Here is a 13997-nt window from a genome sequence, read left to right on the forward strand (position 1 = left end):
GACCATGAAACGCTTCCCGACCCTGCTGCTGAGTGCCGCCCTGAGCTCGACCCTGCTGCTCACCGGCTGCGCCTCCAACCTTAACGGCAGCACCTACTCGCGGGCCGACGCCCGTGCCGTACAGACGGTCCGCATGGGCACCATCGAGTCCCTGCGCCCGGTACAGATCGAAGGCACTCGCACGCCGATCGGCGCCCTCGCCGGCACCGTGGTCGGTGGTGTCGCCGGCAGCGGTATCGGCGGCGGTCGTGGCAGCACCATCGCCACCGTGCTCGGCGGCGTCGCCGGCGGCATGGCCGGTGCGGCGGTCGAGGAAGGCATCACCCGCAGCCAGGGTGTCGAGATCACCGTGCGCGAGGACAACGGCGGCATGCGTGCCTACGTACAGGAGGTCGACCCGGCCCAGCAGTTCCGCGTCGGTGACCGCGTCCGCATCACCACGGTAAACGGCAGCAGCCGCGTGGTGCTCTGAGGAGGACAAGCTCATGAAGACCCTCTGGCTTGCCGCGGCGCTGCTGGTTTGCGGCTCCGCCCTGGCGGACGACGGCGACCATTGGTACCTGCAGACCAGTGTGTACACCACGCACTGGTCGCATGACCCGATTCACAATAACAACCAGGACCTGATCGGTGTGGAGCGGCACAAGGCCGACGGCGAATTCGCCGGCATCGCCACCTTCCGCAACTCCTACCGCCAGCGCACGCAGTACGCCTATGTCGGCAAGCGCTTCGATGCCGACAGCCTGCCGGTCTACCTGAAGGTCTCGGTCGGTGCGATCCAGGGCTATCGCGGCGAATACCGCGACAAGATCCCGCTCAACCGCTACGGCGTGGCCCCGGCGATCATTCCTTCCCTGGGCCTGCAGATGGGTCCGGTCAGCACCGAGGCGGTGTTCTTCGGCAACGCCGGCGCCATGCTCAACATCGGTACGCGCATCTGAACCACGGGCGTGGCCGCATCAGCCAGGACGGCTACCGGTCAGCCCGCGCCCCGCTCCCCGGCCATCTCCCGTACACTGCGCGCCCATGTCGAACCTCTCCTCCCATATCCCCCACGTCCAGGTGCCCGCAGAGTCGGCCATCAGCTGCTCCAACTGCGCCGCCTGCTGCTGCCAGCTGGAGGTGATGCTGATCACCGATACCGGCGTGCCGCAACGCTTCATCGAAACCGATAGCTGGGGCGGTGAAGTGATGAAGCGCCTCGACGATGGCTGGTGCGCCGCCCTCGACCGCGACAGCATGCTGTGCAGCATCTACGAGCAGCGCCCGCTGATCTGCCGGGAATTCGAGATGCGCTCGGCGGAGTGCCAGGACGAGCGCCGCGGCATGGGCGCGATCTACCGCTGAGCACCAGCAGCCAAATCGCGGACAGCAAAAAGCCGGACACCAGGTCCGGCTTTTTTGTGCGCCAGCCTCTTAGAAGCTGGTGCGGTAATGCAGGGTGTAGGCCTCGACGCCGTCGTTGGGATCCTTGATCCCGGCGTTGGAGTAGTGCACCGCGCGGATGCCGATCTCCTGACCGGAGAAACGCACACCGGCGCCGATGCGGTCTTCGAACTGGAAGGACGAGCCCAGGTCGTTGTCTTCCAGATCGGTGTCGGCAAACAGGGCCACGCCGATGCCAGCCTCGATGTAGGGCTGCACGCTCTCGCCGGCGAACTCGTAGACGAATACCGGGGAGAAGGAAACGCTGTGGTTGCTGGCAGTCTCGTCACCATCCCAGTAGGTGTAGCCGGCATCCCAGTAGCCGGTCAGGCGACCGACGCTGCTCTGCCACCAGCTCTGGTCCCAATCCCATTGGGCGCCGAGGCGGTAGACCATGGTGGAGTCGCCGCTTTGGCCAACGGCGGCGGTGAAATCAACGGCTTGAGCGGAGAGGCTCGCCAGGCCGAGAGCAAGTACGGTCGCCTGAGCAATTATCTTCTTCATGTAACCTTCCTGTTACCGAGTGGGATGAACGCTTATCGCGTTGCAGTATAGAAAAAATTCTTATTAGAGAAACATGTAACCGCAATGAAATAGCCGCTGCGGTTCAAACAAAGAGCGGCTGCACTCGGGCGAGTTCAGACAATAATTTCGGCAGCACCCGCTCCATCGCCTGCGGGTCGCCGCTGGACCAGTAGCGAGTGTCCTGCGCCGGCCCGGCGGCGCGCAGGCCGTGCTGGTCGAGCAGCGCTTGCAGCTGCTTCGCCACCGCCGCGCCGGTATCCACCAGGCGCACCGTTTCCGGCACCAGCTCGCGCAGCAGCGGCTTGATGAACGGGTAGTGGGTGCAGCCGAGGATCAGCGTGTCACAGCCCTCCTCCAGCAGCGGCGTCACCCAGCCGCGCAGCAGCTCGCGAGTATGCGGGCTGTCCAGCTCGCCGGCCTCGACCTGCTCAACCAACCCCGGGCAGGGCTGGGTCACCACGCGAATGTCGTTGGCAAAACGGTCCAGCAGGGCGGCGAACTTGGCACTTTTCAGCGTGCCGGTGGTGGCCAGCACACCGACCACACCACTGCGGGTGGCGGCCGCAGCCGGTTTCACCGCCGGCTCCATGCCGACGATGGGCAGCTCCGGGTAGCGTGCGCGCAGGTCGGCGACGGCCGCCGCGGTCGCCGTGTTGCAGGCCAGCACCAGCGCCTTGGCGCCCTGCTCGCGAAGGAACTCGGCGATGCGCCGGCTGCGCTCGCAGATGAACTCGGCGCTCTTCTCGCCGTACGGAACGTAGCCACTATCGGCGACATAGAGCAGCGACTCCTCGGGCAGGCGCGCGCGAATCTCGCGCAGCACCGAGAGGCCGCCGACGCCGGAGTCGAATACGCCGATCGGCGCCTGGCTCAAGGCCGCCCTCCACAGACGCTGCAGCCCGGATCGCGCTTGACCCGCAGCTCACGGAAACGCGAGCCGAGCGCATCGACCAGCAGCAGGCGACCCACCAGCGGCTCGCCGAAACCGGCCAGCAGCTTGAGCGCCTCCAGCGCCTGCAGGCTGCCGACCAGGCCCACCAGCGGGCCGACCACGCCGGCCTCGCTGCAGGTCAGCTCAGCCTCGCTGCCGTGGCCATACAGGCAGTGATAACAGGGGCTAGCCGCGTTGCGCGGGTCGAACACCGCGAGCTGGCCCTCCAAACGAATCGCCGCGCCGGACACCAGCGGCTTGCCGGCGGCCACGCAGGCGGCGTTGACCGCCTCGCGGGTGGTGAAGTTGTCGCTGCAATCGAGCACCAGGTCTACGGCGGCCACGGCGGCGGCCAGAGAATCCTCGTCCAGCGCCGTGCGGTGTGGCACCAGGGCGATCTGCGCATTGATCGCGGACAGCCGCGTCATGGCCGAGTCGACCTTGGTCACGCCGACCTGGGTGGCGTCATGCATGATCTGCCGCTGCAGATTGGTCAGGTCGACCGTATCGAAGTCGGCCAGGTGCAGTTCGCCGACGCCGGCGGCGGCCAGGTACAGGGCCACCGGCGAGCCGAGGCCACCGAGACCGATGATCAACACGCGGCTCTGCTTGAGCTGCAATTGCCCGGCGACATCGATCTGCGGCAGCAGGATCTGCCGGCTGTAGCGCAGGAGTTCGTCGTCGCTCAGTTCAACCGTCATGCTGTCAACTGTCCCAAGGAAATACGCTCATGGCCGCCCAGGTCGCGGCGGCTCTCCACGGCGGCGAAGCCAGTGGCGCTAAGCAGCGCACGCACGGCCTCGGCCTGATCATAACCATGTTCCAGCAGCAGCCAGCCGCCGGCGTCGAGATGCTGCGGCGCCTGCACGACGATCTGGCGAATGTCGTCCAGGCCATCGGCGCCAGCCACCAGCGCGCTCATCGGCTCGAAGCGCACATCACCCTCGCCCAGGTGGCGGTCATCGGCGGCGATATAAGGCGGGTTGCTGAGGATCAGGCCGAAGCGCTCGCCGGCCAGGGCGTCGAACCAGCTGCTCTGGCGAAACTCGGCATTGTTCAATTTGAGACGCTGGCGATTGCGTTCTGCCAGCTCAACCGCCTCAGTGATGCGATCCACCCCAGTCACTTTCCAGCCACCGCGCTCGCTGGCCAGGGCCAGGGCGATGGCGCCGGTGCCGGTGCCCAGGTCGAGCACCCGCTGCGGTGTGGCCGGTGCCAGTTGCAGAGCGACCTCCACCAGCAGCTCGGTATCGGGGCGGGGAATCAGAGTGTGCGGCGCGACCTCCAGGTCCAGGCTCCAGAAGCCCTGGTGGCCGAGAATATAGGCCACCGGCTCGCCGCTACGGCGGCGTTCGAGCAAGGCGGCGAAGGCGGCCAGCTGCTCGGCACTCGGCTCGCGCTCGGGCCAGGTGCGCAGGTAGCTGCGCGGCTTGCCCAGCGCGGCAGCCAGCAGCAGCTCGGCATCCAGGCGCGCCGTCGGCGAATCCGGCAGCGTGGCCTGGTCCAGCAGCTCGGCGAGGCTCGGCATGGGTCAGTCGCCCAGGGCGGCCAGCTGGTCGGCCTGGTATTCCTGCAGCAGCGGCTCGATCACCTGCTCCACCGCGCCGCCGATCACTTCGGTCAGCGAATACAGGGTCAGGTTGATGCGGTGGTCGGTCACCCGACCCTGCGGGAAGTTGTAGGTGCGGATGCGCTCGGAACGGTCGCCGGAGCCCACCAGCAGCTTGCGTGTGTCGGAGATTTCCTTGTGCGCGGCGGCGTCCTGCTGGTCCTGCAGCTTGGCCGCCAGCCAGGCCATGGCCTTGGCGCGGTTCTTGTGCTGCGAGCGCTCTTCCTGACACTCGACCACCATGCCGGTGGGAATGTGGGTGATGCGGATGGCCGAGTCGGTCTTGTTCACGTGCTGGCCGCCGGCGCCCGAGGCGCGGTAGGTATCCACGCGCAGGTCGGCCGGGTTGATCTCGATGGCCTGCTGTTCATCCGGCTCCGGCAGTACGGCGACGGTGCAGGCGGAGGTGTGGATGCGCCCCTGCGACTCGGTCTCCGGCACGCGCTGCACGCGGTGGGCGCCGGACTCGAACTTGAGCTTGGCGTAGACGTTGTCGCCTTCCACGCGGCTGATGACTTCTTTATAGCCACCGTGCTCGCCGATGTTCTCGGAGAGGATCTCGACTCGCCAGCCCTGGCGTTCGGCGTAGCGCGAGTACATGCGGAACAGGTCGCCGGAGAAGATCGCCGCCTCGTCGCCGCCGGTACCGGCACGGATTTCCAGGAACACGTTGCGCCCGTCGTTGGGGTCCTTGGGCAGCAGCATGCGCTGCAGGCGATCTTCCAGCTCGACCAGCGCTTCCTTGGCCTGGGCTACTTCTTCCTCGGCCATCTCGCGCATCTCAGGATCGCCGTCCTTGAGCAACGCCTGGGCGCCCTCGAGGTCATCCTGGGTCTTGCGGAACTCGCGGTAGGCACCAATCACCGGCTCGACCTCGGCGTATTCCTTGGAATAGGCGCGGAAGCGCGTCTGGTCGCTGATCACCTCGGCATCGCCGAGCAGCGCGGTGAGCTCCTCGAAACGGTCGTGGAGGATGTCGAGTTTCTTCAGCAGGGAGGCTTTCATGTCTTGCTCGGGCCCTCGTCGAGGGCAAACAGTTCCTGAGCCACGGCCAGCGCTTCGTAGCGACCGTCGGCGGAGATTTTCTTCAGCTGCACGCTGGGCGCGTGCAACAGCTTATTGGTCAGGCCGCGGGCCAGCTGGGCCAGCACGTCCTCGGCGCTGCTGCCGTTGGCGAGCATGCGCTGAGCCTTGGCCAGTTCCTCGTCACGCAGGCGCTCGGCCTGCTGGCGATAGGCACGCAGCACGTCCACCGCGGCCAGCTCGCGCAGGCGCTGCATGAACTCATCGGCGCCACTGGAGACCAGCTCCTCGGCAGCCTGGGCCGCGCCCTGGCGGCTCTTGAGGTTTTCCTCGATGACCTCGTGCAGGTCGTCGACGGTATAGAGATAGACGTCATCCAGCTCGCCCACTTCCGGCTCGATGTCGCGCGGCACGGCGATATCGACCATGAACATGGGCTTGTGCTTGCGCTGCTTGAGCGCACGCTCCACCGCCCCCTTGCCGAGGATCGGCAACTGGCTGGCAGTGGAACTGATGACGATATCGCTGTGCGCCAGCTCCTGAGGAATATCGGCCAGCAAGACGGCGTGTGCACCGAACTGCTCGGCCAACTGGCTGGCACGTTCCAGGGTACGGTTGGCGACCACAATGCGCTTCACACCTTGGTCATGCAGGTGGCGGGCGACCAGGCTAATGGTCTCGCCAGCGCCGATCAGCAGCGCCTGGCTACGGTGCAGGTCGGCGAAGATCTGCTTGGCCAGGCTGACGGCGGCGAAAGCCACCGATACCGGGTTCTCGCCGATGGCGGTGTCGGTACGCACGGTCTTGGCGGTGCTGAAGGTGGCCTGGAACAGGCGACCGAGCAGCGGGCCGACGGTGCCGGCCTCGCGCGCCACGGCGTAGGCCGACTTCATCTGGCCGAGAATCTGCGGCTCACCGAGGATCATCGAGTCCAGCCCGGAGGCGACGCGCATCATGTGGCGTACCGCGTCGTTGTCCTGGTGCACGTAGGCGCAGGCACGCAGGTCATCGAGACTCAGGCGGTGGTAATCGGCCAGCCAGCGCAGCACTTCGTCGGCGGACAGCTGGTCCTGTTCCAGGTACAGCTCGCTACGATTGCAGGTGGAGAGGATCGCCGCCTCGCGGCTCGGCGTGACACGACACAGCTGCTGCAAGGCCTCGACCAACTGCTCGGGGGTGAAAGCCACGCGTTCGCGGACGTCCACCGAGGCGGTCTTGTGGTTGATGCCGAGGGCGAGAAAGGCCATGCAGGGTCGCTAGGGGAATTCGAGATAGCGGGCGATTGTCCTACGTCACCCGAGGGAGAACAACTGTTGCGACAAATTGACCCGATAGACAAACACCGGCCGCAAGCCGCCCCGCAAAAGCCCGGCAGCGCGGTGGGCTTGCGCCCGCCGCTTGTGTCATGATGCAGCCACGCCACGGACCGCAGCTTTACTTATGAATAAATCCCTCGCGTTGCTGACCGCCTCCCTCCTGCTCGCCGGCTGCCAGAGCCTGGCACCCACGCCGGACGGCACCCCGCCGGTGGAGGATGCTGCGGCCAGCAAGGCTCCAGTCGAACCCAAGCAGTACGCCTCGTTCAGCGAGGAGACCCTGTATTCGCTGCTCGCCGCCGAACTGGCCGGCCAGCGCAATCGCTTCGACATCGCCCTCGGCAACTACGTGCAGCAGGCCAACGCGACCCAGGACCCGGCCGTGGCCGAGCGCGCCTTCCGCATCGCCGAGTACCTGGGCGCCGAACAGGCTGCCCTGGATACCGCGCTGATCTGGTCGAAGAACGCCCCGGACAGTGTCGACGCCCAGCGCGCCGCCGCCGTGCAGCTGGCCCGCGCCGGCCGCTACGACGAATCCATGGAATATATGGAGAAGGTCCTGCAGGGCCAGGGCGATACCCACTTCGACTTCCTTGCCCTGTCTGCCGCCGAGACCGATCCCGACACCCGCTCCGGCCTGCTGCAGAGCTTCGATCGCCTGCTGCAGAAATACCCGGAGAACGGCCAGCTGCTGTTCGGCAAGGCCCTGCTGCTGCATCAGGACGGCCGCGCCGAAGAGGCTCTGGAGCTGCTCGAAGCGCACGACGCCAGCCAGGAAGAGATTCCGCCGCTGCTGTTGCGCGCCCGCCTGCTGCAAGGCCTGAACCGTGGCAAAGAAGCCTTGCCGTTGCTGGAAAAAGGCATCGAGAAGCACCCAGAAGACAAGCGCCTGCGCCTGGCCTATGCGCGCCAGTTGGTCGAGCTCAAGCGCCTGGACGAAGCCAAGAGCGAGTTCGCCGGCCTGGTCCAGCGCTTCCCCGAGGACGATGATCTGCGCTACTCGCTGGCCCTGGTGTGCCTGGAAGCCCAGGCCTGGGACGAGGCCTCCGTCTACCTGGAAGAACTGGTGGCGCGCAACGCCCACGCCGATGCCGCCCACTTCAACCTGGGGCGCATCTACGAGCAGCGCGGCGACCAGGAAAGCGCGCTGATCGAATACGCCCTGGTCGGCCCAGGCGACGACTTCCTGCCCGCGCAGGTGCGCCAGACCGAGATCCTCTTCGAGCAGGACCGCGCCGCCGAAGCCGGCAGCCGCCTGGCCCGCAGCCGCGAGAGCCAGCCGGACTATGCGATCCAGCTGTATCTGATCGAGTCCGAGGCCCTGGCTAACCGCCAGCGCCACGACGAAGCCTGGCAGGTCATCAGCAAGGCGCTCGAACAGTTCCCGGGCGACACCAACCTGCTCTACACCCGCGCCATGCTCGCCGAGAAACGCGACGACCTGCCCGGCCTGGAAAAGGACCTGCGCACCATCATCGAACGCGAGCCGGACAACGCCACCGCGCTGAACGCCCTCGGCTACACCCTGGCCGACCGCACCACGCGCTATGACGAGGCCAAGGCGCTGATCGAGCGCGCCTACCAGCTCAACCCGGACGACGCCGCCACCCTCGACAGCCTGGGCTGGGTCAACTACCGCCTGGGCAACCTGGAGGATGCAGAGCGCTATCTGCGCGCGGCCCTGGCCAAGTATCCCGACCACGAGGTCGCCGCCCACCTGGGCGAAGTGCTGTGGGCCCAAGGCAAGCAGCGCGAAGCGCGCAAGGTCTGGGCCGGCGCGCTCGAAGCCGCCCCCGACAGCCCCATCCTGCGCTCCACCCTGCAGCGCCTGACCGGTTCCGAGAAGCTCTGACCCATGTTTCGCCACGCTATCGTTTTCAGCCTTGTCGCCCTTCTCGCCGGCTGCGCCGGCCTCAGCAGCCGTGAAGCCGTCGAAGGCCAGGGCGATGCGCAGCAATGGCAGGCGCACAAGGCCAAGGTCAGCGCCCTGGACGGCTGGCAGATCAGCGGCAAGGTCGGCATCCGCGCGCCCAAGGACTCCGGCAGCGGCACCCTGTTCTGGCTGCAGCGCCAGGGCTACTACGACATCCGCCTGTCCGGCCCGCTCGGCCGTGGCGCCGCGCGCCTGACCGGGCGCGAGGGCGACGTGCTGCTGGAAGTGGCCAACCAGGGCCGCTACCAGGCCGAGTCGCCCGAGGCCCTGCTCGAAGAGCAACTGGGCTGGCGCCTGCCGGTCTCGCACCTGTTCTGGTGGGTACGCGGCCTTCCCGCTCCCGACAGCAAGAGCCGCGTCACCCTGGATAGCGACAGCCACCTGGCGCGCCTGGAGCAGGACGGCTGGCAGCTGCAGTACCTGAGTTATGTCGAGCAGAACGGCTACCGCCTGCCCGAGCGCATCAAGCTGCACGGCACCGACCTCGACATCACCCTGGTGATCAAGGACTGGCAGCCACGCCAGCTCGGCCAGTAATCCCACTTCCTCGAGGCGGCGCTGCAGGCGTCGCCGGCAAGACGCTCGCCATGACCGCCACCTCGATTCCCGCCAGCGCCGAACTGGTGCTGCCCGCCCCGGCCAAGCTCAACCTGATGCTGCATATCCTCGGCCGCCGTGCCGACGGCTATCACCAGTTGCAGACCCTGTTCCAGTTCCTCGACCACGGCGACGAGCTGGGCTTCGCCCTACGCCAGGACGGCGAGATTCGCCTGCACACCGAGGTAGCCGGCGTCCCCCACGACAGCAATCTGATCGTGCGTGCCGCGCGCCGCCTGCAGCAGGAGTCGGGCACCAGCCTCGGTGCCGATATCTGGCTGGACAAGCGCCTGCCCATGGGCGGCGGCATCGGCGGCGGCAGCTCGGATGCGGCGACTACCCTGGTCGGTTTGGATCACCTCTGGCAAACCAATCTGGGTGAAGAACGCCTGGCCGCACTAGGCCTGGCGCTGGGCGCCGATGTACCGGTGTTCGTCCGTGGTCGCGCCGCCTTCGCCGAGGGCGTGGGCGAGCAACTGCAGCCGGTGGAGCTTGCCGAGCCCTGGTTTCTGGTGGTGATCCCGCAAGTCAGCATCAGCACCGCAGAAGTTTTTGCCGACCCCGAGTTGACACGTGATACCCCCGCCATTACAGTTCGCAGCCTTCCCGAGGGGGGCGGTCGTAATGACTGCCAACCGGTTGTCGAGAAGCGCTACCCCGAAGTGCGTAACGCTCTGATAACGCTCAACAAATTTGTTGCAGCAAAGATGACCGGAACCGGAGCTTGTGTGTTTGGGAGCTTCCCAAACCAGGCCGATGCTGATAAAGTCTCGCGCCAACTTCCGGCCACCCTGCCGAGCTTCATCGCTCGCGGCTGCAACAGGTCTCCTTTGCACCGCAAGCTAGAAACGGCAACTCGGAAGTGAATGCGGGACCAGATACAGGGGCGTCGCCAAGCGGTAAGGCAGCAGGTTTTGATCCTGCCATGCGTTGGTTCGAATCCAGCCGCCCCTGCCATAATCTCCCAGCATTCGACTAATACTTAGGGGCGTCGCCAAGCGGTAAGGCAGCAGGTTTTGATCCTGCCATGCGTTGGTTCGAATCCAGCCGCCCCTGCCATACACTCGAGAGCTGTTCAGGAAGCCCGCTTTCTGAACAGCTTTTTGTTCATCGGAACCACACCAGGCAGGTACTGCGCGTGTCCAAGATGATGGTCTTCACGGGGAACTCCAACCCCGATCTGGCTCGTCGCATCGTGCGTCAGCTGCATATCCCTCTGGGCGATGCTTCCGTAGGCAAGTTCTCCGACGGCGAAATCAGCGCCGAGATCAACGAGAACGTACGCGGCAAGGATGTCTTCATCATCCAGCCGACCTGCGCGCCGACCAACGACAACCTGATGGAACTGGTGGTGATGGCTGATGCCTTCCGCCGCTCCTCGGCCACTCGTATCACCGCCGTCATCCCCTACTTCGGCTATGCCCGCCAGGATCGCCGTCCGCGCTCCGCTCGCGTGGCGATCAGCGCCAAGGTAGTGGCCGACATGCTGACCGTGGTCGGCATCGACCGTGTTCTCACCGTCGACCTGCACGCCGACCAGATCCAGGGCTTCTTCGATGTCCCGGTGGACAACATCTACGGCTCGCCGGTACTGACCGATGACATCCAGGATCAGCGCTTCGAGAACCTGATGATCGTCTCTCCGGACATCGGTGGCGTGGTTCGCGCCCGCGCCGTGGCCAAGAGCCTGGGCGTTGACCTGGCAATCATCGACAAGCGTCGTGAGAAGGCCAACGTTTCCGAAGTCATGCACATCATTGGCGATGTCGAAGGCCGCACCTGCGTGCTGGTCGACGACATGGTCGATACTGCCGGCACCCTCTGCCACGCCGCCAAGGCACTGAAAGAGCACGGCGCCTCGAAGGTCTACGCCTACGCCACCCACCCGGTGCTGTCGGGCCGCGCCATCGAGAACCTGGAAAATTCCGTGCTGGACGCACTGGTGGTGACCAACACCATCCCGCTGTCCGCCGCCGCCCAGGCCTGCTCCCGCATTCGTCAGCTGGACATGGCCCCGGTTATCGCCGAAGCGGTTCGCCGCATCAGCAACGAAGAATCGATCAGCGCGATGTTCCGCTAAGCGGAATCTCCCTGACGACAAGTGCCCCGCCGCGTGCGGGGCTTTTTGCCCAACCGTCCACACGCTGGTCGCAAGCGCTTCGGACGGTTTGGTTATTTTGGAGAAATGTAATGACTGATTTTGCCCTGAATGCCGAAGTGCGTTCCGACCTGGGGAAAGGTGCGAGCCGCCGCCTGCGTCGTAACGAAAGCCTGGTTCCTGCCGTGATCTACGGTGGCGAGAAGCCAGCTCAATCCATCAGCCTGGTTGCCAAAGAGCTGGCCAAGCTGCTGGAAAACGAGGCTGCCTTCAGCCACGTTCTGGCCCTGAGCGTTGCCGGCGCTACCGAGAACGTCGTGATCAAAGCCCTGCAACGTCACCCGGCCAAAGGCTACGTGATGCACGCTGACTTCGTTCGCGTCGTTGCCGGCCAGAAGCTGAGCGCTCACGTTCCCCTGCACTTCATCAACGAAGCCAGCTCCGTTGGCGTGAAGCAGCAAGGCGGCGAAGTGTCCCACACCATCTCCGAAGTCGAAGTTTCCTGCCAGCCGCAAGACCTGCCGGAATTCATCGAAGTCGACCTGGCTAAAGTGGAAGTCGGTCAGATCGTTCACCTGTCCGACATCAAACTGCCGAAAGGCGTCGAGCTGGTGGCCCTGGCCCACGGCAACGACCTGGCAGTTGCCAACATCCACGCTTCCCGCGTGAAGGAAGAAGGCGCCGAGTAATACTCGCCCGCCCCTTCCGGTAAAAGGGCCCCTGACGTGACTGCCATTCAACTGATCGTCGGCCTGGGTAATCCAGGCCCCGAATACGACCAGACCCGGCATAACGCAGGGGCCCTTTTCGTTGAGCGCCTGGCCGACAGCCAACGCGTCAGCCTCGCCCTCGACAAAAAGTATTTCGGCCTGGTGGGTAAATTCAGCCATCAGGGCCGCGACGTTCGTCTGCTCATCCCCACCACCTTCATGAACCGCAGCGGCCAGGCCGTGGCGGCGCTGGCGAATTTCTTCCGCGTGCCGGTAGACGCCATGCTGGTGGCTCACGACGAACTCGACATGCCTCCCGGCGTCGCCAAGCTCAAGACTGGCGGCGGCCACGGCGGCCACAACGGCCTGCGCGACATCATCGCCCAGTGCGGCAATCAGAACGGCTTCCACCGCCTGCGCCTCGGCATCGGCCATCCTGGCCACGCCAGCCTGGTCTCCGGCTTCGTCCTCGGCCGCGCCCCGCGCAGCGAGCAGGAGCTGTTGGACAAGAGCATCGACAACGCCCTCGGCGTGCTGCCCGAAATGCTCGCCGGCGACTGGACCAAGGCCATGCAGAAGCTGCACAGCCAGAAAGCCTAACCCTTTTCACGACTTCATCTCCGCGAGGGATACACCATGGGATTCAACTGCGGCATCGTCGGCCTACCCAACGTCGGCAAGTCCACCCTGTTCAACGCCCTCACCAAATCCGGCATCGCCGCGGAGAACTTCCCCTTCTGCACCATCGAGCCGAACAGCGGCATCGTGCCGATGCCGGACAGCCGCCTCGACGCCCTGGCCGCCATCGTCAAACCCGAGCGCGTGATCCCCACCACCATGGAGTTCGTCGACATCGCCGGCCTGGTAGCGGGCGCCTCCAAGGGTGAAGGCCTGGGCAACAAGTTCCTCGCCAACATCCGCGAGACCGACGCCATCGCCCACGTGGTGCGCTGCTTCGAAGACGAGAACGTCATCCACGTCGCCAACAGCGTCGACCCTAAGCGCGATATCGAGATCATCGACCTCGAACTGATCTTCGCCGACCTCGACAGTTGCGAGAAACAACTGCAGAAGGTCACCCGCAACGCCAAGGGCGGTGACAAGGAAGCCCTGGCGCAGAAGGCCATCCTCGAGAAACTCATTCCCCACTTCACCGAAGGCAAGCCCGCACGCAGCCTGATGAAGAACATGAGCACCGACGAGAAGCTGGTCATCCGCGGCTTCCACCTGCTCACCAGCAAGCCGGTGATGTACATCGCCAACGTCGCCGAAGATGGCTTCGACAACAACCCGCACCTCGATGTGGTCCGCGCCATCGCCGAAGAGGAAGGCGCCGTCGTGGTACCAGTGTGCAACAAGATCGAGGCCGAAATCGCCGAACTGGACGAAGACGAAGAGAAGCAGATGTTCCTCGAGTCCATGGGCATGGAAGAGCCGGGCCTCAACCGCGTGATCCGCGCCGGCTACGACCTGCTCAACCTGCAGACCTACTTCACCGCTGGCGTGAAGGAAGTCCGCGCCTGGACCGTACGCATCGGCGCCACCGCCCCGCAAGCCGCTGCAGTGATCCACACCGACTTCGAGAAAGGCTTCATCCGCGCCGAAGTGGTGGCCTACGACGACTTCATCGCCTTCAAGGGCGAAAGCGGCGCCAAGGAAGCCGGTAAATGGCGCCTGGAAGGCAAGGAATACATCGTCAAGGATGGCGACGTGATGCACTTCCGCTTCAACGTCTAAGCCCCACCAGAGCCCCGCAATCGCGGGGCTTTGTCTTTCTCCCTCGGTCTCGCCTAAGCGCTTGATAAAGAATCAATTTATCCGCCAGACGGG

General features: G+C 65.3%; 16 protein-coding genes and 2 tRNA genes. 12 read left to right on the forward strand and 6 right to left on the reverse strand.

Features of this window, described 5'->3' with window-relative positions; genetic code table 11:
* Positions 1 to 4: 4 nt before the first annotated feature.
* From IP89_RS01680 to IP89_RS01690, 3 genes are all read left to right on the forward strand, one after another.
* Positions 5 to 472, forward strand: a complete 468-nt coding sequence (locus tag IP89_RS01680) for a glycine zipper 2TM domain-containing protein (protein ID WP_043307156.1) — start codon at positions 5 to 7, stop codon at positions 470 to 472.
* A 13-nt stretch (positions 473 to 485) separates the two neighbouring features.
* Complete coding sequence (locus IP89_RS01685) at positions 486 to 941, forward strand: hypothetical protein (RefSeq protein ID WP_043307157.1); 456 nt, start codon at positions 486 to 488, stop codon at positions 939 to 941.
* A gap of 85 nt (positions 942 to 1026) precedes the next feature.
* Positions 1027 to 1347: a YkgJ family cysteine cluster protein gene (locus tag IP89_RS01690; protein ID WP_043307158.1), complete on the forward strand. Its 321-nt coding sequence runs from the start codon at positions 1027 to 1029 to the stop codon at positions 1345 to 1347.
* Positions 1348 to 1416: 69 nt separating this feature from the next.
* On the opposite strand, the gene IP89_RS01695 is transcribed toward IP89_RS01690, so the two are convergent.
* The 6 genes from IP89_RS01695 to hemA all read right to left on the reverse strand — a co-directional run bounded on the left by IP89_RS01695 (position 1417) and on the right by hemA (position 6760).
* Positions 1417 to 1929 (reverse strand): acyloxyacyl hydrolase, encoded by a 513-nt coding sequence (locus IP89_RS01695; RefSeq protein WP_043307159.1) that lies wholly within the window; start codon positions 1927 to 1929, stop codon positions 1417 to 1419.
* 103 nt (positions 1930 to 2032) lie between these two features.
* Positions 2033 to 2824 (reverse strand): glutamate racemase, encoded by a 792-nt coding sequence (murI, locus tag IP89_RS01700; RefSeq protein WP_043307160.1) that lies wholly within the window; start codon positions 2822 to 2824, stop codon positions 2033 to 2035.
* Positions 2821 to 3582, reverse strand: coding sequence for a molybdopterin-synthase adenylyltransferase MoeB (locus IP89_RS01705; RefSeq protein WP_043307161.1), 762 nt, complete (start codon positions 3580 to 3582; stop codon positions 2821 to 2823). Before IP89_RS01705 ends, murI begins: the two co-directional genes overlap by 4 nt.
* Positions 3579 to 4409, reverse strand: coding sequence for a peptide chain release factor N(5)-glutamine methyltransferase (gene prmC / locus IP89_RS01710; RefSeq protein WP_043307162.1), 831 nt, complete (start codon positions 4407 to 4409; stop codon positions 3579 to 3581). The genes IP89_RS01705 and prmC overlap by 4 nt, the downstream gene beginning before the upstream one ends.
* 3 nt (positions 4410 to 4412) lie before the next feature.
* A complete protein-coding gene (gene prfA, locus IP89_RS01715) occupies positions 4413 to 5495 on the reverse strand; it encodes a peptide chain release factor 1 (RefSeq protein WP_043307164.1) in 1083 nt (360 codons plus the stop codon).
* Entirely contained in the window at positions 5492 to 6760 is a 1269-nt protein-coding gene (gene hemA, locus IP89_RS01720; RefSeq protein ID WP_043307166.1) for a glutamyl-tRNA reductase, read from the reverse strand. The genes prfA and hemA overlap by 4 nt, the downstream gene beginning before the upstream one ends.
* Positions 6761 to 6953: 193 nt before the next feature.
* Here hemA and IP89_RS01725 point away from each other — a divergent pair, with 193 nt between their 5' ends.
* The 9 genes from IP89_RS01725 (at position 6954) to ychF (ending at position 13904) form a co-directional block, all read left to right on the forward strand.
* Positions 6954 to 8681 (forward strand): tetratricopeptide repeat protein, encoded by a 1728-nt coding sequence (locus tag IP89_RS01725; RefSeq protein ID WP_043307167.1) that lies wholly within the window; start codon positions 6954 to 6956, stop codon positions 8679 to 8681.
* 3 nt (positions 8682 to 8684) lie between these two features.
* Positions 8685 to 9299, forward strand: coding sequence for a lipoprotein insertase outer membrane protein LolB (gene lolB, locus IP89_RS01730; RefSeq protein WP_043307168.1), 615 nt, complete (start codon positions 8685 to 8687; stop codon positions 9297 to 9299).
* Positions 9300 to 9349: 50 nt separating this feature from the next.
* A complete protein-coding gene (gene ispE / locus IP89_RS01735; protein WP_043307170.1) occupies positions 9350 to 10225 on the forward strand; it encodes a 4-(cytidine 5'-diphospho)-2-C-methyl-D-erythritol kinase in 876 nt (291 codons plus the stop codon).
* A 16-nt stretch (positions 10226 to 10241) separates the two neighbouring features.
* Positions 10242 to 10316: transfer RNA gene (locus IP89_RS01740), tRNA-Gln, on the forward strand.
* Between the two features lie 27 nt (positions 10317 to 10343).
* Positions 10344 to 10418 (forward strand) — tRNA-Gln (locus tag IP89_RS01745).
* Between the two features lie 79 nt (positions 10419 to 10497).
* The gene (locus IP89_RS01750; protein ID WP_043307172.1) at positions 10498 to 11439 is read left to right on the forward strand and encodes a ribose-phosphate pyrophosphokinase; all 942 of its coding nucleotides are present in this window, start codon (positions 10498 to 10500) and stop codon (positions 11437 to 11439) included.
* A 110-nt stretch (positions 11440 to 11549) separates the two neighbouring features.
* On the forward strand, positions 11550 to 12146 hold the full coding sequence (locus IP89_RS01755) for a 50S ribosomal protein L25/general stress protein Ctc (protein WP_043307173.1): 597 nt from the start codon (positions 11550 to 11552) through the stop codon (positions 12144 to 12146).
* A 36-nt stretch (positions 12147 to 12182) separates the two neighbouring features.
* Positions 12183 to 12767 carry an aminoacyl-tRNA hydrolase gene (pth, locus tag IP89_RS01760; RefSeq protein ID WP_043307175.1) on the forward strand — a complete coding sequence of 195 codons (585 nt, stop codon included), beginning with the start codon at positions 12183 to 12185 and terminating at the stop codon, positions 12765 to 12767.
* A 36-nt stretch (positions 12768 to 12803) separates the two neighbouring features.
* Positions 12804 to 13904, forward strand: coding sequence for a redox-regulated ATPase YchF (gene ychF, locus IP89_RS01765; protein WP_043307176.1), 1101 nt, complete (start codon positions 12804 to 12806; stop codon positions 13902 to 13904).
* Positions 13905 to 13997: the final 93 nt, after the last annotated feature.

Source organism: Pseudomonas sp. ML96, assembly GCF_000761545.1.
Taxonomy (GTDB): domain Bacteria; phylum Pseudomonadota; class Gammaproteobacteria; order Pseudomonadales; family Pseudomonadaceae; genus Aquipseudomonas.

Excerpts from the sequence above, each read along its gene's own strand:
- IP89_RS01680 (WP_043307156.1), top strand. The coding sequence starts at position 5 with ATGAAACGCTTCCCGACCCTGCTGCTGAGTGCCGCCCTGAGCTCGACC.
- IP89_RS01685 (WP_043307157.1), top strand. The coding sequence starts at position 486 with ATGAAGACCCTCTGGCTTGCCGCGGCGCTGCTGGTTTGCGGCTCCGCC.
- IP89_RS01690 (WP_043307158.1), top strand. The coding sequence starts at position 1,027 with ATGTCGAACCTCTCCTCCCATATCCCCCACGTCCAGGTGCCCGCAGAG.
- IP89_RS01695 (WP_043307159.1), bottom strand. The coding sequence starts at position 1,929 with ATGAAGAAGATAATTGCTCAGGCGACCGTACTTGCTCTCGGCCTGGCG.
- IP89_RS01705 (WP_043307161.1), bottom strand. The coding sequence starts at position 3,582 with ATGACGGTTGAACTGAGCGACGACGAACTCCTGCGCTACAGCCGGCAG.
- prmC (WP_043307162.1), bottom strand. The coding sequence starts at position 4,409 with ATGCCGAGCCTCGCCGAGCTGCTGGACCAGGCCACGCTGCCGGATTCG.
- prfA (WP_043307164.1), bottom strand. The coding sequence starts at position 5,495 with ATGAAAGCCTCCCTGCTGAAGAAACTCGACATCCTCCACGACCGTTTC.
- hemA (WP_043307166.1), bottom strand. The coding sequence starts at position 6,760 with ATGGCCTTTCTCGCCCTCGGCATCAACCACAAGACCGCCTCGGTGGAC.
- IP89_RS01725 (WP_043307167.1), top strand. The coding sequence starts at position 6,954 with ATGAATAAATCCCTCGCGTTGCTGACCGCCTCCCTCCTGCTCGCCGGC.
- lolB (WP_043307168.1), top strand. The coding sequence starts at position 8,685 with ATGTTTCGCCACGCTATCGTTTTCAGCCTTGTCGCCCTTCTCGCCGGC.
- ispE (WP_043307170.1), top strand. The coding sequence starts at position 9,350 with ATGACCGCCACCTCGATTCCCGCCAGCGCCGAACTGGTGCTGCCCGCC.
- IP89_RS01755 (WP_043307173.1), top strand. The coding sequence starts at position 11,550 with ATGACTGATTTTGCCCTGAATGCCGAAGTGCGTTCCGACCTGGGGAAA.
- ychF (WP_043307176.1), top strand. The coding sequence starts at position 12,804 with ATGGGATTCAACTGCGGCATCGTCGGCCTACCCAACGTCGGCAAGTCC.